The organism is Shewanella maritima (assembly GCF_004295345.1).
Classification (GTDB): Bacteria; Pseudomonadota; Gammaproteobacteria; order Enterobacterales; family Shewanellaceae; genus Shewanella; species Shewanella maritima.
In genome coordinates this window covers 2,759,672-2,782,163 of sequence record NZ_CP036200.1, presented here as the reverse complement: position 1 = coordinate 2,782,163, position 22,492 = coordinate 2,759,672, and the positions used below count along the sequence as shown (strand labels likewise).

Genomic DNA, 22,492 nt, shown 5'->3' with positions numbered 1-22,492 from the left:
TTATTCTTCGTTATTTGATTATAATTATTTAATATCAGTATTTTATAGCAGATATCTATAAATAAAGTATAGCTAGGTACTCAAGCCATTACCCATAAAAAAGCCCTAACCTAAGTTAGGGCTTCACGCTGTGTTAGTTATTGCAGTAGCTAAAAATTTTAGAACTTATAGTTAAGCTGCGCGCCCGCTAGCCAAACATCAGCGTTAACATCACCGCTAAAGCTAACCTCAGCTAGACCAAGTAAATCTTGAGTCTCGTTGATTGGTGCATCACCAATCCCCTTGATGTAAGTCACCGAGAAATCAACGGTTAAATTTTTAGATGCTTGATAACCTAAGCCAGTGCTGAACCATAGACGGTCTGAGTCTGGAATTGTGGTTGAGCGATACTCATCTTGCGCCGCGCCCTTATCAAGTGCCATGCCGCCACGAATTAACCACTGATCATTTAGTTGGTACGTAGTACCTAAAGCAAAGCGCCAGTTATCTTTAAAATTCTCTTCTTTAACAAGATCTGAATCAATATCACCAATTGGTTTAGTTTCACCTGGGAAGTAGGCAACTAGCTCTTTAAACACACTCCATTGAGTCCAGTTAACACTCGCGTGCATTGCCCAATTGTCAGTGAGTTGGTGATGAGATGCGAGCTCAGCAAATGCTGGTAACTCAATCGGTAAATAACCTTCAACTTGAACGCTATCGCTACCAGTATAAAGTAGACCAGATGCGTGACCGTCAAGCTCAAGCTCCACACCACTGTGATAAGCAAAGCCTAAACGGTGGTTTTGATTGATCTGCCAACTAGTACCAATCTGCCAACCAAAGGCGATGTCATCCCCTTCCATATACTTCAGGCTTGCACCCGCTTCTGGCAACATAGGCGCTAAATCAGGAACAAGTTGCTTAATGCCGTCGATCCAGCCTGGCATAGTCGCGCCAACATGACCTTCACCGTAAACAACACGGATACCAGCACCAACACTAAATTGCTCATTAACCTTGTAAGCAATGTTCGGGTTAAACTCAACCGTGGTAATACCCGTTTCATTGCCAAAGATAGCAGCTGCGTGAGTCGGCTCTAGCTCAGTTGCTAAACCATAGTTTGAATTTAACGCTACACCCCAAGTCCATTGGTCATTAATTTGGCTTGAGTAGTAGAAGTTAGGTACAAATGCGCTACCTGCAAAGTCTTTTGCATCAGCATTAACCACAATTGGGTCTTCACCAATAAGTGGTGAGCTAATTGCTACATCACCAAGTACATCAACATTTGGTTGGATATAAATACCACCCGCTGACAATTGACGGCCTTCCAGGTAAGTCAACATTGCGGGGTTGCGAGCTTGAGCAGAAGCGTTGTCAGCCATTGCCGCTTCACCAGCAAATGCGCGGCCCATACCTGTAGCTGAGTATTCAGCTAACTGAAAGCCCGCCGCAGATGCCTGTGAACTCATCCCTAAGACAGCCGCAGTTACGGCCAATGTTACTACTGACTTTTTCATGAAATCTCTCTAGTTCTTTTTTGTTGTTTGGTGATTTCGAGCTGTGAGCTAATGGCTTTTATATATTAGAGAACAACAATAAATAGAGTAAAAGCTCCACCCGATTGCGGGCAAGTGTACTTCTAAATATAGGGATTGCAACTCACGTGAACCGTTTTTGATCAAACAAAAACGTGATCTGCGTCAACAAAAGTTAACCCTAGGTAAGAAATTACGAAACACTTGTAACCTCAAGCGACGAAAGCTATAAACAAGCAGAGGTAAGATACTGATATAAATAGGTATATAGTTTTAAAATTGGACTAAAAACTCGCTGAAAAATCAGTAAAAATAAGTTGAGAATCGATAACTAGCAGAGAAAAAGTTAAAAATTATTTGTAAAAAAGCCCTCAACTAAGAGGGCTTAGGAAGCAAATTACCATGAACACCTAAACAACTATCTTATTAGGCATACAACAGCGACCGTCACTGTGGATGATTTCACTGCAAGTAATGCCTAGCAGTCTGATGGGCGTGGCATAGCTAAGTATTCAGTGTCTGCAGGATCGGCTTTTACATCACTTCTAAAGCTAGGTAATGCGCCTTCTGCTTGCGCTTCAGTGTATAGAATGTAGCAACTGTCAGGCGCACCCACTTGCTGGATCTTAACCACACCAGGAGTGGACTCATCAGTCAATGTCCACTCGCTTGTATCTAGTTGTACAGCTTTAACAATCTCAGCCTGTTTACCTTCCATATAGCCAAAGCGAGTACTTACAATTTTTAATGCATCAATCGCAACGCTACCACGATCACTATTTGCGCCTTTTTTCTCTTCGCCAGCAAGTGCTGCCTTAGAATATACCAGCGTATTGCCGCCTTGAATTGCTGCCTTAACCCCCTGCAGTGTTGATACACGGGCATCACCTTGCAAATTAATAAACTTCGGTGCTGCAGTGACCGCTAAAATGCCAAGAATAATGATCACAACGACCAGTTCAATAAGGGTAAAACCCTGTTGAGACGACTTCATACTGACTCTCTTAATGTAGTAAATAAAACGAAATAACTTTAACTTGGAACTAGCAATCCGATGCTGCAGGTAAAGGGCCAAAGGTTGGTTGGCTTTGAGCATTTTGTGCTGGGTAATAATGCACAGCACAGCTCGCTGGTGCACCCTTCTGCCAAATAGTTAGCTGGTTGATACCTTGAGAGTTACTGCCATCATAGGCTGTCCACTCACTACCTTCATCAACAGCAATAGTGGGGTCTGTGCGACTAGTCGCTAAGTTAAAGTTTTCCCCCAGTACCTGGCCAACTTGAGGCATGCTGGCACCTATATATCCGTATGCTGTATATAGGTAAAGCTTGTGACCATCTTTGTCCACTGAGCCAATATCCACTTCACCACTTTGTTTTTTCTCTTCTCCTGCAAGCGAGGCTTTTGAATAAACCAAACTATTGGCGCTTTGAATCGCAGCTTTCATACCTTTTAGAGTCGATAAACGAGCATCGCCTTGTAGGTTGATAAATTTGGGAGCTGCAACGACCGCAAGTATCCCCAAAATAATAATCACCACTACAAGCTCAATAAGGGTAAAGCCCTGCTGTGTACGCATATATAATTTCCAGATTTGATAATTCTTAAACTGCACACCAACTAAAGCCAGCCAAACAAGGTAGCGAAGGCACATGCTTGATAATTAGAAAGGTGTGCAAGTAAAAAATGAATAGGAGGGATTATATCGCTCAAACCAGCTGATTTAGATAATTTGATGGTGACACTTTGTAAATATGACAATTACAACACACTGAATAAAAATAAAATTTAACATTAAACTCATTGAGGTTAACATTTAGATTCACTTGTGACTTTAAACAATAGAAAGTAGTTAAAAGTAAAAATGCCAAGACTAAATTAAGTATTGGCATTATTCGTTATAAACAGATTAAAGACTAGCTAGAGTAAGACGATTAACAGCCACTCGCTTTAACCACATAGGTAGGAATTTGATCAGCTGCAGCTGCGGGCGTGTACTCTAAAAAACACTCTTTAGTGTCATCGGCAATATAAGGCGAGCCAGCCTGAAATAACTTAGCTGTTTTAGCACCATCTTCGCCTAACTCAATGTACCAATCAGCAGAGTTACTTGGGTCTGTATCTAATGAAATATCCATGGCATTAATTAACTCAACGTCTGTTGACTGCAAATACCCAAAATTAAGTTTAGCGTCTGTGCCTGTGCCGATATCGACCCTAGACGTGCCACTATCTGAAGCCACAGCATCACCTACATCTTGCACACCATTAATGGCCGCCTTTGAATAAGCGATAGTATTCGCCCCTTGAATTGCCCCTTTCAAACCATTCAACGTAGAAGTGCGCGCATCGGTTTGCAAATTTATAAACTTAGGCGCAGCGACTACCGCCAAAATACCTAAAATTATAATGACTACAACAAGCTCAATAAGGGTGAACCCTCGCGCCATTTTTACAGAGTTAATCATCGTTATTCCATCTCACCACAAATAAATCAAATACTTGCCCAACTATCATAGACCAAGCTAGGCAACCGCACAGATTATATCCAACTTTGTCTGTTCAATTAATACTCTGGTTGTAATTGAATTAACTAACAAGCTCCAGACACAAAAAAGCCCACTTCATAAGAGTGGGCTTTTAAATTTAGATTTAGCTAATTAGCAACCTGTAGCTTTCACTTCATACGTAGGTAAGGCACCAGCAGATTGAGCTGGGTATACTCTAAATGACAATCAACTGCAGGGCTTGAACCTGTACCGTCATCATATGGAGAGTTAGTTTGATATAAAACAGTAGCTTCAGTTTGATCACTACCCGCTACAATTGTCCACTCCGACGTTGTATCGAGTTGCAAAGCCGTAGTGATTGAAGTTGCATCGTTTTGTAAATACCCGTATCGAGCCGACACGTTATCGGTATCACTAATCGCGACAGTTTCATCATCACCTTTCTCTTGGCCTGCAATAGCAGCTTTCGAGTAAACCAAGGTATTTGCACCTTGTAACGAACCTTTCAAACCATTTAAAGTCGAGGTGTAAGCATCACCCTGCAAGTTTATAAACTTAGGTGCAGCAGTAACCGCTAAGATACCTAGAATAATGATGACTACTACTAATTCGATCAGTGTAAAACCTTGTTGCTTACGCATTTGTAACTCCGAAATTACTTCTTATTATTAACAATCAGTTGCTGCTGGGATAGCTGAAAACGTCGGTAACGCACCAGCAGATGCTGCAGCAGTGTATGTTAGCTTGCATGTTGATGGGGCACCTACTTGCCAAAAATCACCTGTAGCAGCATCGAAAATCCACTCGGTTGTTAAACCTGCGGCTCCAGGGTCTGTGCCAGCAGCGACATCAATTTGCACTGCATTTTGAAAATTAACAAGCAATGCTGTCATGTAGCCATAATCAGTTGTCACGTCTACGTTAGTTGCAGGGCTTGCTGATGCATCACCAGAGATGGTAACCGTTTGACTAGTGCCCTTCTCTTTGCCCGCTAAAGCAGCTTTAGAATAGACTAAAGTGTTTGCACCTTGAATAGATGCTTTTAAACCTTGAAGAGCAGATACGCGAGCATCGCCTTGTAAGTTGATGAATTTAGGAGCAGCAGTAACCGCCAAAATACCCAGGATGATGATAACTACCACCAACTCAATTAATGTAAAACCTTGTTGCTTTTGCATGTTAACGACCTCTTAGCATTTCTGACTTGATAGCCAGGCTATCGTATAGATTTGAATCTGTTTTAGTTATTAGTGAATGACAATACCTGACCCGTTGCTGGGTTATAGGTAATGCCTTTAGCACCGGCTGTATTTAAATCTGGAGCAGGCGTTGGTACACCTGTAGTTTGGTTTAGCACTAGCGACGCAACCTGGTGGTATACACATAGGTCAATGCCAGAAACCGTTGTGCCATCAATAGCTGTTGAGCTGCCGCCTACGCCATTGAGTACGCGTACCGTGTAGCGTTGGTTACGAGCATCAGCATTATAAAGTACGTTACGAGGCGCACTTTGCAGCACGTTATTAAAGATTTCCTGACAGTGCGTGTCTGTTACTGAAGTAACATCGGTATTGGTTAAGCCTGTTGGAAAACCAAAACGAGTGTCTAATGAGATACTGGTGCCATCTAAAATCACTGCAGTATTACGGCGACCATCAACTTCCCACTGTGCTCGCACAAAGCCTACCGCAGTCGATAAACCACCAGCAACACCGTCGATACTCGCATTCTCAGCATCATCAGTTACGTTTAAAAAACGCGGAATAGCTGTTGCAGCCAATAAACCTAAAATCACAATCACGATAACCAGTTCGATTAACGAGAAGCCTTTTTGCTTTGTAACCATAAAATCACCTTTTAAACCTAGCTACCCCATTGAGTAACCCACAAATCACGTATAAAGACTCAGTTCTACAAAGTTAGTCACTAACCTACTCAAAAATCTGCTCTATAGTGGAATAGAAAACCACAATAAAACCCTACTAACCTTGTTACAATTCAATAACTTTAATGATAATTACAGCTACTAAATACCTAGTATTAATATTAGCAGCTAAATTAAAATAACCAACCGTAATACACAAGTATTATTAACGGTTTGTATGCCACTTTTTGACAATTACTCACAAATATTAAAACCCGTTCCAACTCGGGTTGCACCTTACTTTAGCTAACTTTACCTATCTTTAGTTAAGTTGATTAAGCTTTAAGCAGGGTTAATTGCCTCCCGCAAAATAAATCACTCGCCCAGAGCTCACTTGATAGCTGACACTATCATTGTTATCGGCCATGTAGCGGCAAATTTTATTTTTTGCATCATAGGTAACACTCAGCTCATCTGTACTACTGGCAAGTAATTGATGCCACAAACGGTAACATCCCGCTTTATTTTCCGTTTCTAATAACGGCCAACCATTAGCAGAAAGCGAGATTCTATTATCGGTAAAACCTAAGTTACTTAAATCGGTCTCGTCTTCGCTTGAGTTTGCGCCATTATCTTGACCAGTTACACCTTGATTAGATGCCTGCATATTTGAGGCCAAGCTATCCCAATCTAACAGCAAGCTAGAAGGACGACCTGACGACAGCCACTGGCTGCGAACCATAGCCAAGATATTAAGCAAACGTTTATGCTCGATTGCCAGACTCTGCCCCACCAGACTTGGGATGGAGCTAAAATGCCTATATCCCAAAACACCTAGCACTATGACTAAAATCGTAACGGATATGATGCGACCATAAGCCTTGATAATGTCATGCTCGGCGAATTGTTGCTTTTCCACTAACCGCCACCTTTCACAACATTGAGCATATCCCACATAGGCAGGTAAATACCCAAGGCTAGAATGAGCACTATTCCTGCAACAAAACCAATTAAGATTGGCTCTAACTTAGCGGTCAAATTCTTGAGGTCATAATCAACCTCACCTTCATAAAAGTCTGCAGCATCGGTAAGTAGCTGATCGATTTGTCCAGTTTCTTCACCTACAGCAACCATTTGCAGCACTAAGGGTGTAAACATCTCACTGTTGTTGGACACCCTAAGCATTGACTCACCCGATTCAATACCGCGTCGCATGTTAACGATTTTGTCATGCATATAGGCGTTGTCGACCGCATCAGCAACCAAACTTAATGCTTGTGTCATTGGCACACCAGCGCTGAGCATCATCGAGAAGCTGCGGCAATAACGTGACAGGGTCGAACGCTCAATAATGGAGCCAACAGCTGGAATGTGCATCTTCCACTTATCCCACTGTTTCTCACCTTTTTCTGTTTGGTGCCATACTCGAACGCCAACCACAACACCAACTAATGCCACCAGCATGTGCGGCCAGTAATTCACAAAAAGGTTAGATGTTGAAATAAGTAGTTTCGTTGCCCAAGGCAGCTCAGCGCCGAAGCGCGAGAACATATCTGCAAACTTAGGGATCACCATGATATTGAGGATCACCATTGCTAGTGCAATGGCGAGCAAAACAAACATAGGGTAGCGCATCGCCGACTTAATTCGCCTGCGAGTTTCCTGCTCGCGCTCGATGTAACCTGACAACTGTAGAAAAGCCTCATCTAGCTTACCTGTGTTTTCGCCGACATGAACCATAGACACAAATAAAGAATCGAACACATCAGGGTGCTGATTCATCGCCGATGAAAGCGGGCGACCAGATGTAAGCTGCTCAGAAATATCATCAAGCGCATCTTTCATCCTTTGAGAGTGGGTGGTTTCAGACAATCCAGCAATAGCCCGAAGAATAGGAATACCTGATCGCGTTAACGAGTACATCTGGCGAGTAAAAATTTGCAGTTCTTCTAACGAAACCTTACTGCCGAAAATACTCGCAAGTGAAATCCCCTTGCCCTGTTTTACCTCTCGTAACTCTAGTGGAATAATACCGCGAGACAGCAAGGTATCCGCTGCAGCACTCTCGCTGGCAGCTTCAAGCTGGGCTTTTACTGACTGCCCTTGTGCGTCTCTTCCGCGATATTCAAATAATGCCATATAGCTTAAATCCCGCCATGAGGTTGATTAACTAACTCATCCGCTAATGGGACTGTCGACTCGCTTACGTCTTCTACAAGTTTAGCGACTTCTTCAATAGTTGTAGTGCCTCGTTGTAAATACTCCATGGCCGATTCGGCTAACGGAATAAAGTTAGGGCTTTGTTTAGCAGCACGAGCAAAGTCTTGTGGATTACCGGTACGCATTGCATCAATCATGTTTTCGTCTAACTCAAGTATTTCGAAAATACCAATACGTCCACGATAGCCCGAGCCATTACAGCTTTGACACCCTGTTCCTTTTCTAAATTTCGCCTGAGCTAAATCAATGTGGCCAACACTAGACAGCCAGCTACGCTCAGCTGCAGTAGGCTGATAGTCAACTGCGCAGTTATTACATACTCGACGTACCAGTCGCTGAGCAATAATCACTCTTAGCGCACTTGCAACTAGGTAAGCCGCCGCGCCCATATCAAGTAAACGCAGCGCACTGGTTACCGCATCATTGGTATGCAAAGTTGACAGAACGAAGTGACCAGTCAATGCACCTCTAAGACCAATTTCGACAGTCTCTTGATCACGCATCTCACCCACCATGATGATGTCCGGGTCTTGACGTAAGGTTGTTCTTAAAACGTGCGAAAAATCGAGACCAATCTTATGGCTCACTTGCACCTGATTGATCCTAGGTAACTGATACTCAACTGGGTCTTCTACAGTAATAATCTTTCTATCAGCAGTATTTAACTCACTCAAGATACCGTAAAGCGTGGTAGTTTTACCGCTACCTGTCGGCCCGGTGACCAACAACATGCCATGAGGTCGACGAATTTGTTTGCGAATGCGATCGACAATCGCCGGCGGCATACCGGTTTCATCAAGGGTACGTAAGCCAGCGGTTTGGTCGAGTAAACGCATTACTACTGACTCACCGTGATAAATCGGCATGGTGGACATACGAACGTCAATCTTGTGCCCATTAATCTCAATATGGAAACGGCCATCTTGAGGCAAACGTTTCTCTGAAATATCCAGACCTGCCATCAACTTCAAACGCAGCACCAAGGCCGAGGCAATGTTTACCTCATTTAAGGTGTTTTCATGTAACTGACCATCAATACGCTGACGGATCCTCAGCACTGTTTCGCCTGGCTCAATATGAATATCCGATGCGCGCATTTGCACCGCATCTTCAAAAATCGACTGCAGCAGTTTTACAACGGTAGTTTCACTATCGCTGTCGCCTTGAGTTAAGTTCGCCAAATCGAACATATCGTCGGCGGCGTATTCTTCTTCTAACTTACCGGCAATTTCAGCAATTTGATCTGTGCGTCGATATAAATTATCAAAAGCATCAAGCAACTGTTGCTCAGGACAAACAGCTAACTTTAACTGCTTGGGCGCTATCAAGACTTCAAGATTGTCGATAGCTTGTAAATCAGCAGGGTCGCTCATTGCCACCAGTAAGTGGTCATGATGACTTTCAACCACTAACGCACGATAGCGGCGCGCTTGCACTTCCGGCAGTAAATTAACCACTTCAGGTGGAATTGGGCGGCGGCTGATATCCAAATAAGGTAAATTCAACTGTTGCGACAAAAATTGCAGCAGCTGATTTTCACTGATGCACTGTAAGTCAATTAAGGTACGACCTAACTTGCGGCCAGTATTGCGTTGCTCAGAAAGGGCTTGCTGCAGTTGCTCTTCAGTAATAATCTGCTCTTGAACTAGCAAATCACCTAATCGCATCTTCAACTTCGGCTTCATAGGTTATCTCCTAACTCTCGTAAACGGTTTTCCATATAGTTAATTGCGGCGTTTGACAGCCCATTGGTGTCAAGTGCTGAGCGGTATGCCTGAGCAGCCTGGGCATAAGATTGCTGCGAGTCGAGTGCATAACCTAACCCCATCCACCAACGACCCTGATTAGGCTCAACACGTACTAGGTTACGATAAGCTTGCTCTGCTAACTGTGGTCTTTTCGCTTGCTGAGCTATGGCACTTTGCTCGATCCACTTATCGCGAGCCCACATACTGTTATCGGCAATATTGTCTAATTTGGCTAAAGCTCTATCGTACTCACCATTTGCCGATAAGTAATTAGACATCAATACATAAAATTCCAACTCATTTGGGTACATACTTACGCCGCGTTCTAGCACACGGATTGACCTAGTAGTATTTTGCATTTGGTGGTGGGCAGCTGCTAAACGCTTTCTCGCCTCGTGATAGTCAGGCTTAATCATGATAGCTTCAAGATAATAGTTGGTAGCGCGTTCAAGGTTGAAGTTATCTTCAGCATCTATCGCCTTGGCAAACTCTCGCTGAGCTAATTGCGCTTTACTTAGTACTACCTCTTTAACCACCATCTGAGCGGGTTTTATTTCATCCTTTGCAGGCTTAACCTTAGCGATGGTCGTAGTTTCAGCAGGCTTATCATCAATAGCTTTACTCGCCTTTTCAGTGTCAGACTTAGCGACTTCTTTAACCTTAATATCTGTACTATCTCGTTCTGTTGGCTTTTCAGCTGAGGTTAACTCTATTGCTTCAGGTTTAACTGCAACTTCAGCATCAGGGCTAGCCTGATTAGCATTGGTGACACTCACCTCAGTAGCGGCAGTGGCTGATTCATTCGCGACTAAGTCAGCGCTCGACTTTTCGCTCACCGAGTTTTCACTTAACGGCTTTTCGCTTAAGTTTGCCGCGACCACAACAGGCTCTGTAGGTTCAGCTAGTGCTGATGTAACTTGCTCTGTTGCGTCAGCTTGAGGCTGCGAATCTTGAGGCACTGTTGAAGTCTTACTAAGCGCAGGTTGCGATGCGGTGTCCGGCGCTGTTTGCGGTAAAGATTGCGATGAAGACTGCAGTAAATACACGCCAATAGCTACAGTAGGGATCAGTAAACCTAATAAAATCACTAACGGCTTAGAAACCCTTGCACCTTTGAACTTGGACGTCTGTGATTGCTGTTGGTAATCAAGTTGTGGGCGAACAAATTCACTACGTGTAGACTCTTCCTTGGCCTCTTGCTCACCTTGAGGTTGCTGCCTTTTGTCCAAATCTTGCAGCATCTTATTAATTACACTCATATCAAATCTCTCATTCGTGCAAGTAAGTCACTGCAACAATCCTGTTGTAGTCCACTAACGACAGCTGCAATGGCTACAAGTAACGCCAGCAACCAGCCCCATTTATAACGATTCGAAACAACACTCTGTAACTCAACATCTTCGGTATCGATCACTGCGCCACGGCAATGCTTGATACTCACCTGTTTGGCGCCTTCACCAAAGCACAACAGTAGGCTTTTATGAGCGAGAATGTTGACCAAACGCGGGATACCACGCGCTGCTTTGGCGAGAAACTTAATATCAGCCTCAGTAAATAGGTTATTACCTTGATAGCCGGCAACCTTAAGTCTGTGCAACATGTAAGCCTGTACTTCGTCCCAACTGAGCGGACGTAAATGATAACTAAAGGTGATGCGCTGCCTAAGCTGCCTAAACTTTGCGGTACTTAAGCGCTCATCTAACTCTTGCTGACCAAACAGAACAACTTGCAAAAGCTTGCTACTTTCAGTTTCGAGGTTAGTAAAAAGTCTTAATGCCTCGATACTGTCATCAGGTAAAGATTGAGCTTCATCCAACACTAAAATAACGTGATAACCTTTTTGATGCAGTTCCATCAAACGCTTTTGGATAAGTAAGGTTAATTGCTGCTGATTAGTATCGCCTGGCGCATCGACTTTAAGCTCGTTAGCAACCGCCCACCTCAGCTCAACTGGAGTTAAGTATGGGTTAGGTAGATAGGCACAATAGTATTGCGTTGGTAAATCGCTAAGTAACTTACGGCATACTAGTGTTTTACCTGTACCCACCTCACCAGTTACCTTAATAAAGCCTTCACCGGTTTCAATGGCTGTTTGTAGCACTTGTAGCGCCTCTACATGAGGCGCTAAGCCAAAAAAGAATTCAGTATTTGGCGTTAAAGTGAATGGAAACTGTGATAAACCAAAATGCTGCAAATACATGTTCGCGTCTCTTCGGCATTACTGCTCAGAAGGATACCAACGCTCGATTAAGTCTTGTGAACGCTGTAACTCATTCGCCCAGGTATCACCACCCACCACTGTCGGCTTAAGCATAATGATGAGTTCAGTCTTCTTGGTTGATTGACTTCTATTAGTAAAGGCTTCACCCAAAAGAGGAATATCACCCAGTAGTGGAACCTTTGATACTAGCTCAACGCTATCGCTCTTCATCAAACCACCAATGACTACAACGTCACCTGACGCAGCTTTAATGACAGTGTCAGACTCGCGGATCTCACTTTGTGCAAGCGGCAGTTCAAGGGTTGAGTCACTGACTTTAATCTCTTTAGTTTGCTCTTTAACGTCGATGACTGAAGGGTGAACATGTAATAGTACATTGCCATCTTCATCAATTTGAGGGGTAACATCTAACGCGATACCAGAGAAGAATGGCGTTAGCTCGACCTGCGGCGTTGTCACTGGCGTAGTACCTGCAACGGTTGTTGACGATACGTCAGTCACAAAATACTCATCATTACCAACTTTAATCACCGCTTTTTGGTTGTTAGACGCAGTTACGCGTGGGCTTGAAAGCACATCAACATCACCTTGGGTATCAAGCAAGCTGATCATGGTATTAAAGTCACTACCTTTAACATTGATAGATGTAACCCCGCCAATCACGCTCGTAATAGAGTCGCTTAAGCCCTGACCTGCACCGGTACCAAAGGTAATATCGGTATCACCAATGTGGCCTACAACATTGTCCCATTGAATACCTTGCTGGTAACCATCAGACAGAGTCACTTCTAAGATTTTCGCTTCTAAGATCACCTGACGCTGCAGATGCGATTCGGCCTTTTTAATAAACTCACGCACCTGGCGCAGTTCATTTGGATAAGCGCGAATCGTCACTAAGCCTGCTTGTGGGGTGATCACAACCTTGCGACCATCACCAGTGTGACCAATAATTGAAGCCAGCGTATCTTCTAGCTCACCCCAGAAGTCGGTTTTGGTTTTTGAACGAATAAAAGTGCCATTAGTGTTGTCACTGCTATTGTTATTGTTGTTATTGCCGTTGGAGTTATTACTACTATTATTGCTGAAGTTGTTCGAGCTGTTGTTACTGCTGTTATTGTTGTTCGAATTATTATTGTTATCTGAAATGCGGCCCGAGCTAACAGAGGTTAACGATAACCCTTCACGTTCCATGTACAAGTAGTTCAGCGGGAAAGTCTCGGTACGCATACCTGCTGGGAAAATACGTAATATGCGGCCTTCACGACTCACTTCATAACCGTAAATATCCTCTACCACTTGCACCGCTTCAGAAAGGGTCACACCTTTTAACGATAAGGAAATACTGCCCTCTACATCTGGATGCACTGCAACACTTAACGGAGTGCCTTTAACCAGGCTTGGAAAGAACACTTTTGCATCCACATCATTTGCCGACACATCAAAACGTCGCTCAGCTGGGCGAGCCGGACTTGTAGCAGCAATATTGCGTGAGTTATTCAGTTCAGCTTGCACATCTGCAGGCATAACCGCAGGTGGTGGAGTAGCTTTAGCTGGCGCAGTAGCAGTTTGCACAGACTCATTTAACGCGCCTTTAACCGCTGTCGGCTCAGGACGATTAGTAGACTGACAAGCCACTAAACATAGGGATAGTACTGGGGTTAAAATTTTCAACGATTTCATTATATTGCCGTTCCTATCTCTTTATAACCGACTTGAATAATTGCAACTTGCCGCCATCAGAAAAGTTGACGTAGTCATCGCCTATATACGACACTCTACGCCCTTGAATCACTTCACCGACGGATACGATTTGGTCGTTAATCACGGCATGGCGATTAGCACCAGTCACAATACTCTTTAGCACTAATTTCTGGGTTGTTGTTTGCGATGACGATGTCACAACCTGGCCTTTTCCTGGCCTAGTTGGGTCGCGCAGTGTTTGGCTAGTTGCAGGCAAGCTCGCTAGCAATGACAAACATGTCACAGCCACTAGCCAACTCTTTTTACTTAGCCAATTAATCTTGCTTAGCAACACCGATAAAGTCCTTATTAATGCTCAATGTGTACATTTCCAACTCAATAGTACCTTTAGGATAACTATCAACCTGGTAATCTAATCGTTCCCAAAATAGTTTGTCTGGCATATCTTCAACGGCTTGCACAAACTTCATAATGGAAAAGTAGTCACCGGTAAGCGATAAGCGAATGCCGTGACTGTATAAGTTCATTTTCTCTTGCTCACCAACTTGGATCAGTGGCACTGGTGGGATTGATGCGAACGACTCTAACGTCACGCCCTTCATGTTCGCCAATAAATTAGATAGCACCGTCGGCATATAATCTGCTGGCACCATATCAATCATCTGCGACTTAAGCTCAGCATCAACTTGCGCCATTTGCTCTTCAAGCAACACCAAGCGCTGACGATAATCGTCATTTGGATCTAGCTTTAAGCGCTGCTCATACAGGGCGATTTGCTGCTCAGAAATACGGTTTTCATTCTCAAGGCTAGTTAACTGGCCTTTCAATCGTTGCAGATCTTTGAACTGGCCTTCAAGCAAGGTGAACGCCACCATAGCAACGATAATAATCACCACTAACGCAATAAGTCCGCGCTCGCGCTGGCTAAGGTCATTAAACTTAGTTTCTAATTGTTGCCACTGCTGATTCACTGCACACTCTCCTCAACAGGGGTACTGGTTAGCTTAAATGCCAATGGTTTATCTTCCCCACGGTTCATGGTCATTGAGGCAAACGAGTAACCTTTTAAGGTTTCAGTACCTTTAAGCTTTTCAACCCACATAGGAATGCTTTGCGCCGTTGAGCCGTAACCTTCAAACTCATATTTACCGTCATTAACGTGAATGCGACTTAACCAAACTGACGAATCAGACACCTTGGCAAGATCCATCAATAATGGTGAATAGCCCATGCTGACTTCAGAGCGTCTGGCACTTAGCTCGCCCTTGAGTAACTGTTTCAGCTCGAGCCTTTTTTGCTCTAGCTCGACTTTAGCAACCAAAGCTGCGTCAGGTTGTCTTGCTGCAATTTGTGCTTCTAGTTGCTGCTTTTTAAGATCAAATGTCGATTTTTGTGCTTGCGCGGCAATGATTTCATTGTTGCGCTGCGAGCTTTGCCACGCTAGACCCATTCCAATAAACAAGGCAACAACTACCATTACTGCGCTCGTTACCATCAAGCGCTTAAACGACAGCCTTAGTTTAGGCGGCAGCAGGTGACTGGAATATAAATTTACTGTCTGCTTGGTCATGCTTGGCCTCGCACTAATTCATGCATAGCTAACTTTGCCACAAAGTTGGCTACACCCTGATGTTCTACTTCTTGCACGGTTTGGTTAAAGTTAGCAGCCACTAACTCAGTCAAGCGCGCAGCTTCACCGCCAACAAGTAATTTGATTGACGATACAGGCGGCTGACGTAGCTGACTTTCAAAATAATCCATTGAGCGCTGGATCTCTAAGCTCAAGTTATCAGCCATGCCATAACCTAGCTCTTCAGCTTTCACCGTATCTAACTGGTTAAAGCCACGAATACGGCGGTGCATTAATAACTGCCCAGCTTTTACCACAGACAGTAACAACTCTTGCTCAGGAAGGTGCATCACCAACAGGTGCGCCATTGAGTCATCTTTGAATAAATGTCTGAGAGCCAACTCTTCAATGCTAATGCCATTAACGCTAAAGCCAAGGTCATCGCAAATCACCGCAAGCTCAACCAAGAACTCACGGCTGCAAATCACCACGTTAACTTTGTCGTTATTAGTCACTGGGCTTTCAAAATAATCGAGATGAATATTGGTAACTGGCTCAGTTACCATATCTTTGATTTGCCAGATCAATGCCTGGTTAACTTCAGAGGGTTCAACGTTGGGTTTGTCAGCTTGCAGTAGCTGATATAAGCCATCAGATAGAATGATTTGTAATTTAGCAGCGCCAAATTGAGACTTCATCGCTTCAAACGCGTCCCGCCACTGACCATTGCTCACTTCATACGTGACAGCTTGTTCTGGCGCGTCGTTTTTAGCGGCCTGGTAAACATAAATTGCACTTTCGCTTACAAACACGCCCAACTCGCCCGACGCAGAGTGAGTTTGCCAAAACGCCAACTTTTCAAAAAAGCGATTACTCATTTATGCTTTCCATAGTCTTATAAAGCACGTGGTGCTTATATTTATCTGCATTTACTATGCATGTGTATATTGACAAAAATACAACATTAGTTGTGATTTACCGTCAAAATTTGTTATCCCACAATTCTAAACGCTAATTGGCTAATTTTATAGAAATTTACTGTGAAAATGTGCCTTTAATTAAGATAGTTTGCTAACTAGGGATACACAAGTATTGACGCTATTTATTCGAATTTGCCCAAATAGGCCCAGTACATATTTAATATGCAATTATAAGACCATTACCAGCCATGACGCAGTGAAGGTACGACGACAAGTATCAGTAGCGCAATAAATAACTTAGGCCAAAATCTCAGGCTGCGCTGAGCCAAAATACTCACCTTGCGCAGCACTGACGCCCAAAATTTTCAATGTTTGCCACTCTTCAAAACTCCCTACCCCTCAGCGAGTACTTGCACCTCAGCACGATATAGGCCACCAATTAACGAGCGGATAAACAACTGGTTTTCAGAGCGTTGATGAATTTCACGCACAATTGAACGGTGCAGTTTTACTAAGTCAAAATGAAACTCTTGAATATAGTGAGTACCCACTACCTGCTGACCAACATTGTCAACTGCCAGTTTAGCGCCCATTTTACGGATCATATCAAGGGTTTTGATTAGCATAGGGTGACTCTGATGCTTAACAATAATGTCCTCAGACACCTCAAACACTAGGCGCTGTGCTAGCGGTCTGTGCTCCAATAATGTTGATTGCAACCAACGCACAAATGCGCGGCTGGTGAGTGAGTCAAAGCTCAAGTTGACGCAGTATGTATCCTTACTTACGGACATGATTTGCTGCATTACCAAAGTCAGCATTTGCCGCTCAATCTGCGGCATCAAACCACATTTGTTTGCCATTGGGATAAACAAGGTGGCGCGTACATCGCTGCCATTGGCATCATGAGCGCGAGTGAATACCTCTCGATACAGTAGCTTTTCATCACTATCGACAATGGTTTGCACTAGCGGATAAAAGCGCTTGGCCACTAACGCATTTTCTAAGAAGCTGCGCCAACGCACTGAACCTTTAGCAATTTCACTATCAAGCACACCTTTGTCGTACATAAACCAAGTGTTTATTCGCTGCAGCTGCGCCGCCTTAAGTGCCATTTCAGCTTCTTCGACAATTTGACTGGTGACATCGCCCGACTTATAAAACGCTGCGCCAACGTGTAGGTAGTTGTCTTCTTCTACCACATCATCCATTGGTAGCGCCAAACAGTTATTAAGCACCCTACTCGCCAAAGTATCGGCTTCAGTTAACGACAATTGCGGCACCACAATTGCCAGCTGATGCTTTCGGCGCCGTGCAATAAAACTATCAGGAATATTCTCGATCAGCTTATTAACAGCTTGCGACACGGCTACCATCGCTTGACTAACAGATGCAGCTCCAGAGTCGAACTCATCAAATTCAACCAACATCACCACGCCATGGGCGATCATCACTTGATGATTACTTAAGGCATCAAGACGGTTAGCGAAAAAGATATGGTTACCAATTTCAGTGTCTGGGTCTAAAAAGGTATTGGAGCGGATAAATTTATCAAAACGGCCGCGCTCTTTTTTGGCATCTTCCAGTTCATGTAACAACTTGGTCAACGCTCGATTAATAACAATAGGCTTACCCTTGCGGGAAACTTCGCTAGCAGCTTTATACTCGCCATCGAGCACTTGTTTACTGCGCGCTGCAAGCACCTCGATACCATTTACCTCGCGGCTAATCCAGCCGTAACCAAAACGTACAAACATGCCGATAGCGCTAAGCCCAATAAATAAGGTGAGATATTCGTACCAATCAGGCGAATGCAGAGTATAAGGCTGAGGCAAACTAATAAGCATCATCACCTGCTCTTTGGCATCGATCTCAAAGCGATAGCGCTTATAATAATTAAACGAGTCTGATGCTTTTGGCTCAAGACGAATAAGCGACTCGCCATTGCGGGTGAGCTCAAACTCACTGGCATGGAACGCTTGCAACATAGGCTCTAGCCACACGGTGAGCTGCTGCAGGTCTTCTTCATGATAATGCTCGGTAACAATCTGATGTAACTCAGTGACTTTTTGCTGCTGAAATGAATAGGTAAGTTGGATAAAACTGATGGCAGCGGTAAGCAAGAACACAAAAGCGACGGCCGATAGCGACAACATCCAGAAGCTGGTGAGTTTTTTAGTGAGGATTTTGGTCAATTTCATGGTACTGCGGCCCTGCAGAAAAGTGACTTATTATTGTTATAAACCAGTGTCAGATGAAACGCTGACAATCCCCTTCACAAGGGCAACTGGCGAGTTCCGTGCTCAAATATGCATAGAGCTTACTACAACACGCTAGCATGCAAACTTCAAATACAAAAAAGGGGCAAATGCCCCTTTTATTAAGTTTGCTGTGCGCATTAAAACTCTAATGCGACAAAGTTACAGCCAAATTAGATCTCATAATCTTGCGGTAAGGTGTCAATCGATGCCACACCTGAGTCTATTGCTGCTTGAGATACTGCGCGCGCTACGTTTGGCAGTAAACGTGGGTCCATTGGTTTTGGCAGCACGTAACCTGGACCAAACTCTAATGAATCCACGTCAGGATATGCAGCAAGTACTTCAGCTGGCACCGGCTCTTTAGCAAGATCTGCAATTGCACGCACTGCAGCAATCTTCATTTCATCATTAATGCAGCTAGCACGCACATCTAACGCTCCGCGGAAGATAAATGGGAAGCAAAGCACGTTGTTGACCTGATTTGGATAGTCACTGCGGCCGGTACCCATAATTAAGTCAGTGCGAGTAGCGTGAGCAAGTTCTGGCTTAATTTCAGGGTCAGGGTTAGAGCAGGCAAATACCACTGGGTTTTCTGCCATTAACGCTATGTCTTCTTCTTTTAATAAGTCTGCACCAGACAGACCTAAGAAAACGTCAGCTCCAGTAATAACATCTTGCAGAGTACGCTTGTCTGTATTGTTAGCGAACAGTGCTTTGTACTCATTAATTTCTTCACGGCGAGTATGCAATACACCCTGACGGTCTAGCATGTAGACGTTCTCACGTAGTGCACCACATTTAACAATCATGGTCATACAAGCAATAGCGGCTGCACCTGCGCCCATACACACGAAAATCGACTCTTCAATCTTCTTGCCCTGAATTTCTAGGGCATTGATGATACCAGCGGCAGTCACAATTGCGGTGCCATGCTGATCATCATGGAATACGGGTACGTTACAACGCGAGATAAGCTCACGCTCAATTTCAAAACACTCTGGCGCCTTGATGTCCTCAAGGTTAATACCACCAAATGAATCAGAAATCGCTTCAACGGTTTGAATAAACTCTTCGCTTGTACGGTGCTTAACTTCAAGGTCAATTGAATCAATGCCAGCAAAGCGTTTGAACAACAGCGCCTTACCTTCCATTACAGGCTTCGACGCCAATGGGCCTAAGTTACCTAAACCTAAGATAGCAGTACCGTTTGAAATAACCGCAACCGTATTACCCTTGTTGGTGTAACGGTAAGCATTGTCAGGATCCGCTGCAATTTCTCGGACAGGCTCAGCGACACCGGGGCTATAAGCCAGAGACAAGTCATGGCTAGTTTGCGCTGGCTTGGTCAGCTTTACAGCCGTTTTACCGGCAACTGGAAATTCATGGTAATCGAGAGCTTGTTGACGAAAATCTGACATTTTTTTACATCCTGAAATGCACAATTTTTTAAGGAATTAGGCCGCGTGTTTTGCTCGATTTCCCCACATGAAAGTTGGGGCTGGCAAAATCAGGCTAACCATACGCTAGTTAGCGATGGAGTTAAATCAAAAAATGTCCAAAACAGGACTTACCAGAGGATGAAAAACATAAAAAGCTAAAATGAAAACTTATTGAAAAACTGCACTTATAAATCAACAAGTTAAAAATGTAGGAAAATAACAAGATTTAGCAATCTCTTGTCAGTTTTATTAATTTTCGGTGCAATTTTATTCGTAAACATAACAATATTTACACTGAATAAAAAATCTCTTATTTATAACAAAAAATTTTAATGGAAATAGGGCTGCAACCCAGAAGAATTGGTCAATTGGCTAACCCACGCACTTAAAAAACAAGCAACAAAAAAGGCGCCTAAGGCGCCTTTTATGAGTAATCGAAATCGATTACTTCTTACCAAGCATACCGAAACGCTTGTTGAACTTGTCGATACGACCACCGGTATCAACAACTTTCTGAGTACCAGTGTAGAATGGGTGACATGCACCACATACGTCTAAGTGTAAATCTTTACCAGCAGTAGAGTTTACTTTGATAACGTTACCACAAGTACAAGTTGCAGTGATTTCTGCATATTCAGGGTGAATACCTGGTTTCATTTGGATTACCTCAGTTTAAGGCCATGTCGCTCTCCCAACCCGAAGTTGAGCACCACATGCAGTTAATTAACAATCTGATTTAGGCGCGAGATAATACAGCTAATACGCTATACAAACAAGCCTAATTTATCCGCAATGGACAAATTAGGCTTGATTCGCAAAATATGTTGGAATTTTTACAGCCACTTGGCAATGCACTAAAGCACTTTACCCCGCGGTATAGCTAAGGTTTAACTCGCCTTACTGGGCAAATAGGGTATCAAACTCTTCTTTGTTGCTGTCGTTATCGCGGTACACCTGAAGCACTGCATCACTTGGGCAGGCAAGCTCGACATCAGCGCGCAGCTTAGAGATTTTACCGCCAGCAAAGCCTCTTGGGTTAGCCTCATGAATCGCGAGCATGGCACCAAACAGCCCAACATCCCACGACTTAGAATACTTCTGTGCTAACTTCCATAAGGTTTCACCTTCGCCACGTTCTAACACGCAGTCGCCATTTGTTTTAATCGCCACTTCTTCTTGCGGCTCATCAAGGTCAGCAAGCTTCACCGCAATATCTGAGTTGCGAATATCTTCTACAATAGCTGCTGGTTTATCTTCTGCGCTCACTTGCTCGCTAAACGGCTCTGCCACTGAGGCTTGCATCTCTTCAACAACATCTTCATTGGCATGAGTCATATCAGCCGCGCTTTCAACAGCTTCATCTGCCGTTTCAGCCACCACAACTTGTTCAGGGTCAGAAGCTTGTTCAAAGTCTTGCGCTTGTTGCTCAGATGCTGGTGTGACTTCTACAGCATTGTCTAGTGTATCTTCTAATGCGTTTTCAGCCAGCTCGACCTTGCCTGCGACACGCAAATCAAAGCTACGTTTGTCTGCGTTCACGTCCACATAGTTATCTAATATCGACTGAGTCGGGCATTCAAGCTCAACATCAGCACGTAAATGCCCTATCTCACCACGCTTAAACGCCTGCGGGTTGGCATCATGGATTGCTAACATGGCACCAAACGTATTGGTATTCCATACTCGCTGATTTTTCGCTGCTATGCGCCATAGGGTATCGCCATCATCTCGTAGCACTTCACACCCTGCGAGGTTATCGTCGCTCATTGCTGCGCCATTGCTAGCAACAACTACAGGCTGTGATGAATAAGTGCGCTTAGCGGGCTTTTTGCTTGAGTCAGCAACTAAAGTCTCAGACTTTGACTTAGCTTGGGGTTCGGCTTGTGGCTTAGGTTGAGGCTTAGCTTGAGCTGTAACAACAGGCTTTGGCTTAGTTGCTTTCATGGTCTTTTTAGCAACCGCTTTCGACTTATTATAAAAGTCGTTGTCATCAAACACAGGCACAGGCTTATATTGCTGCCATTTAGAATGGCGATACTCAGACACGATTAACGTTGCGTTAGGATCTTGAATAGGCTCTTTGCCTTTAAGCGCAATACGCGTGCCCGTGCTTGTTAGCACTTCTAACTTTTCAAGAATAATGGTGCCGCGATAGATTTGTCGCAGATAGAAATTAAGCCGAGAAACATCTTTATGCTCGGTCTCAACATTTACGTAAATAGTAGGAAGCGAGCCTGCTTCGTACTGATTACTATCAATTCTGACATGGCTTATTTCAGCAAATGCCGTTGCTGTTGTGCCAAAAACCAGCGTAACCAGAAGGGCTAACGCTGCAAACGCTTTCATCAAATCAATCCTTTTTGATTATTTTCAGTTTTGGTAACACTTAAAAAAGCCGTAAATCACCGTACCTGAATTATTGTTTTGGATCCGTCAATGTAACTTATAAAGCAGATAACAACGCAATGATAGTAAAGAAAAATTTGCATAACTACCAGAGCTGGCTCAAAAAACCAG

At 43.8% G+C, this 22,492-nt stretch carries 20 protein-coding genes and 1 pseudogene; all 21 read right to left on the bottom strand.

What is annotated here, in order from left to right:
• Nucleotides 1-158 precede the first annotated feature (158 nt).
• On the bottom strand, nucleotides 159-1,502 hold the full coding sequence (locus EXU30_RS11950; protein ID WP_130600345.1) for an outer membrane protein transport protein: 1,344 nt from the start codon (nucleotides 1,500-1,502) through the stop codon (nucleotides 159-161).
• 496 nt (nucleotides 1,503-1,998) lie between these two features.
• The gene (locus tag EXU30_RS11945; RefSeq protein ID WP_130600343.1) at nucleotides 1,999-2,514 is read right to left on the bottom strand and encodes a prepilin-type N-terminal cleavage/methylation domain-containing protein; all 516 of its coding nucleotides are present in this window, start codon (nucleotides 2,512-2,514) and stop codon (nucleotides 1,999-2,001) included.
• 49 nt (nucleotides 2,515-2,563) lie between these two features.
• On the bottom strand, nucleotides 2,564-3,100 hold the full coding sequence (locus EXU30_RS11940) for a type II secretion system protein (protein ID WP_130600341.1): 537 nt from the start codon (nucleotides 3,098-3,100) through the stop codon (nucleotides 2,564-2,566).
• 355 nt (nucleotides 3,101-3,455) lie between these two features.
• Nucleotides 3,456-3,989 carry a pilus assembly FimT family protein gene (locus tag EXU30_RS11935; protein ID WP_130600339.1) on the bottom strand — a complete coding sequence of 178 codons (534 nt, stop codon included), beginning with the start codon at nucleotides 3,987-3,989 and terminating at the stop codon, nucleotides 3,456-3,458.
• A 209-nt stretch (nucleotides 3,990-4,198) separates the two neighbouring features.
• Entirely contained in the window at nucleotides 4,199-4,672 is a 474-nt protein-coding gene (locus EXU30_RS20795; protein ID WP_130600337.1) for a prepilin-type N-terminal cleavage/methylation domain-containing protein, read from the bottom strand.
• 27 nt (nucleotides 4,673-4,699) lie between these two features.
• Nucleotides 4,700-5,209 carry a type II secretion system protein gene (locus EXU30_RS11925; protein ID WP_130600335.1) on the bottom strand — a complete coding sequence of 170 codons (510 nt, stop codon included), beginning with the start codon at nucleotides 5,207-5,209 and terminating at the stop codon, nucleotides 4,700-4,702.
• Nucleotides 5,210-5,271: 62 nt separating this feature from the next.
• A complete protein-coding gene (locus EXU30_RS11920; protein ID WP_130600333.1) occupies nucleotides 5,272-5,877 on the bottom strand; it encodes a type II secretion system protein in 606 nt (201 codons plus the stop codon).
• A gap of 370 nt (nucleotides 5,878-6,247) precedes the next feature.
• Complete coding sequence (locus EXU30_RS11915) at nucleotides 6,248-6,814, bottom strand: hypothetical protein (protein ID WP_130600331.1); 567 nt, start codon at nucleotides 6,812-6,814, stop codon at nucleotides 6,248-6,250.
• Entirely contained in the window at nucleotides 6,814-8,034 is a 1,221-nt protein-coding gene (locus tag EXU30_RS11910) for a type II secretion system F family protein (RefSeq protein ID WP_130600329.1), read from the bottom strand. Before EXU30_RS11910 ends, EXU30_RS11915 begins: the two co-directional genes overlap by 1 nt.
• A gap of 5 nt (nucleotides 8,035-8,039) precedes the next feature.
• Complete coding sequence (locus EXU30_RS11905; RefSeq protein WP_130600327.1) at nucleotides 8,040-9,800, bottom strand: GspE/PulE family protein; 1,761 nt, start codon at nucleotides 9,798-9,800, stop codon at nucleotides 8,040-8,042.
• Entirely contained in the window at nucleotides 9,797-11,122 is a 1,326-nt protein-coding gene (locus EXU30_RS11900) for a tetratricopeptide repeat protein (RefSeq protein WP_130600325.1), read from the bottom strand. Before EXU30_RS11900 ends, EXU30_RS11905 begins: the two co-directional genes overlap by 4 nt.
• Nucleotides 11,119-12,063, bottom strand: coding sequence for an ExeA family protein (locus EXU30_RS11895; protein ID WP_130600323.1), 945 nt, complete (start codon nucleotides 12,061-12,063; stop codon nucleotides 11,119-11,121). Before EXU30_RS11895 ends, EXU30_RS11900 begins: the two co-directional genes overlap by 4 nt.
• An 18-nt stretch (nucleotides 12,064-12,081) precedes the next feature.
• Nucleotides 12,082-13,764, bottom strand: a complete 1,683-nt coding sequence (mshL, locus tag EXU30_RS11890) for a pilus (MSHA type) biogenesis protein MshL (RefSeq protein ID WP_130600321.1) — start codon at nucleotides 13,762-13,764, stop codon at nucleotides 12,082-12,084.
• Nucleotides 13,765-13,777: 13 nt separating this feature from the next.
• A complete protein-coding gene (locus EXU30_RS11885; protein ID WP_130600319.1) occupies nucleotides 13,778-14,074 on the bottom strand; it encodes an MSHA biogenesis protein MshK in 297 nt (98 codons plus the stop codon).
• A 25-nt stretch (nucleotides 14,075-14,099) separates the two neighbouring features.
• Nucleotides 14,100-14,756: an MSHA biogenesis protein MshJ gene (locus EXU30_RS11880; RefSeq protein WP_130600317.1), complete on the bottom strand. Its 657-nt coding sequence runs from the start codon at nucleotides 14,754-14,756 to the stop codon at nucleotides 14,100-14,102.
• Nucleotides 14,753-15,355, bottom strand: a complete 603-nt coding sequence (locus EXU30_RS11875) for a PilN domain-containing protein (protein WP_130600314.1) — start codon at nucleotides 15,353-15,355, stop codon at nucleotides 14,753-14,755. Before EXU30_RS11875 ends, EXU30_RS11880 begins: the two co-directional genes overlap by 4 nt.
• On the bottom strand, nucleotides 15,352-16,233 hold the full coding sequence (locus tag EXU30_RS11870; protein ID WP_130600312.1) for a biogenesis protein MshI: 882 nt from the start codon (nucleotides 16,231-16,233) through the stop codon (nucleotides 15,352-15,354). Before EXU30_RS11870 ends, EXU30_RS11875 begins: the two co-directional genes overlap by 4 nt.
• A 339-nt stretch (nucleotides 16,234-16,572) precedes the next feature.
• Nucleotides 16,573-18,476, bottom strand: a pseudogene (gene csrD / locus EXU30_RS11865) (RNase E specificity factor CsrD).
• A gap of 230 nt (nucleotides 18,477-18,706) precedes the next feature.
• Nucleotides 18,707-19,954: a malic enzyme-like NAD(P)-binding protein gene (locus EXU30_RS11860; protein ID WP_130600310.1), complete on the bottom strand. Its 1,248-nt coding sequence runs from the start codon at nucleotides 19,952-19,954 to the stop codon at nucleotides 18,707-18,709.
• A 465-nt stretch (nucleotides 19,955-20,419) separates the two neighbouring features.
• On the bottom strand, nucleotides 20,420-20,632 hold the full coding sequence (rpmE, locus tag EXU30_RS11855) for a 50S ribosomal protein L31 (RefSeq protein ID WP_130600308.1): 213 nt from the start codon (nucleotides 20,630-20,632) through the stop codon (nucleotides 20,420-20,422).
• Nucleotides 20,633-20,872: 240 nt separating this feature from the next.
• Nucleotides 20,873-22,321 carry a LysM peptidoglycan-binding domain-containing protein gene (locus EXU30_RS11850; protein ID WP_130600306.1) on the bottom strand — a complete coding sequence of 483 codons (1,449 nt, stop codon included), beginning with the start codon at nucleotides 22,319-22,321 and terminating at the stop codon, nucleotides 20,873-20,875.
• Nucleotides 22,322-22,492 lie beyond the last annotated feature (171 nt).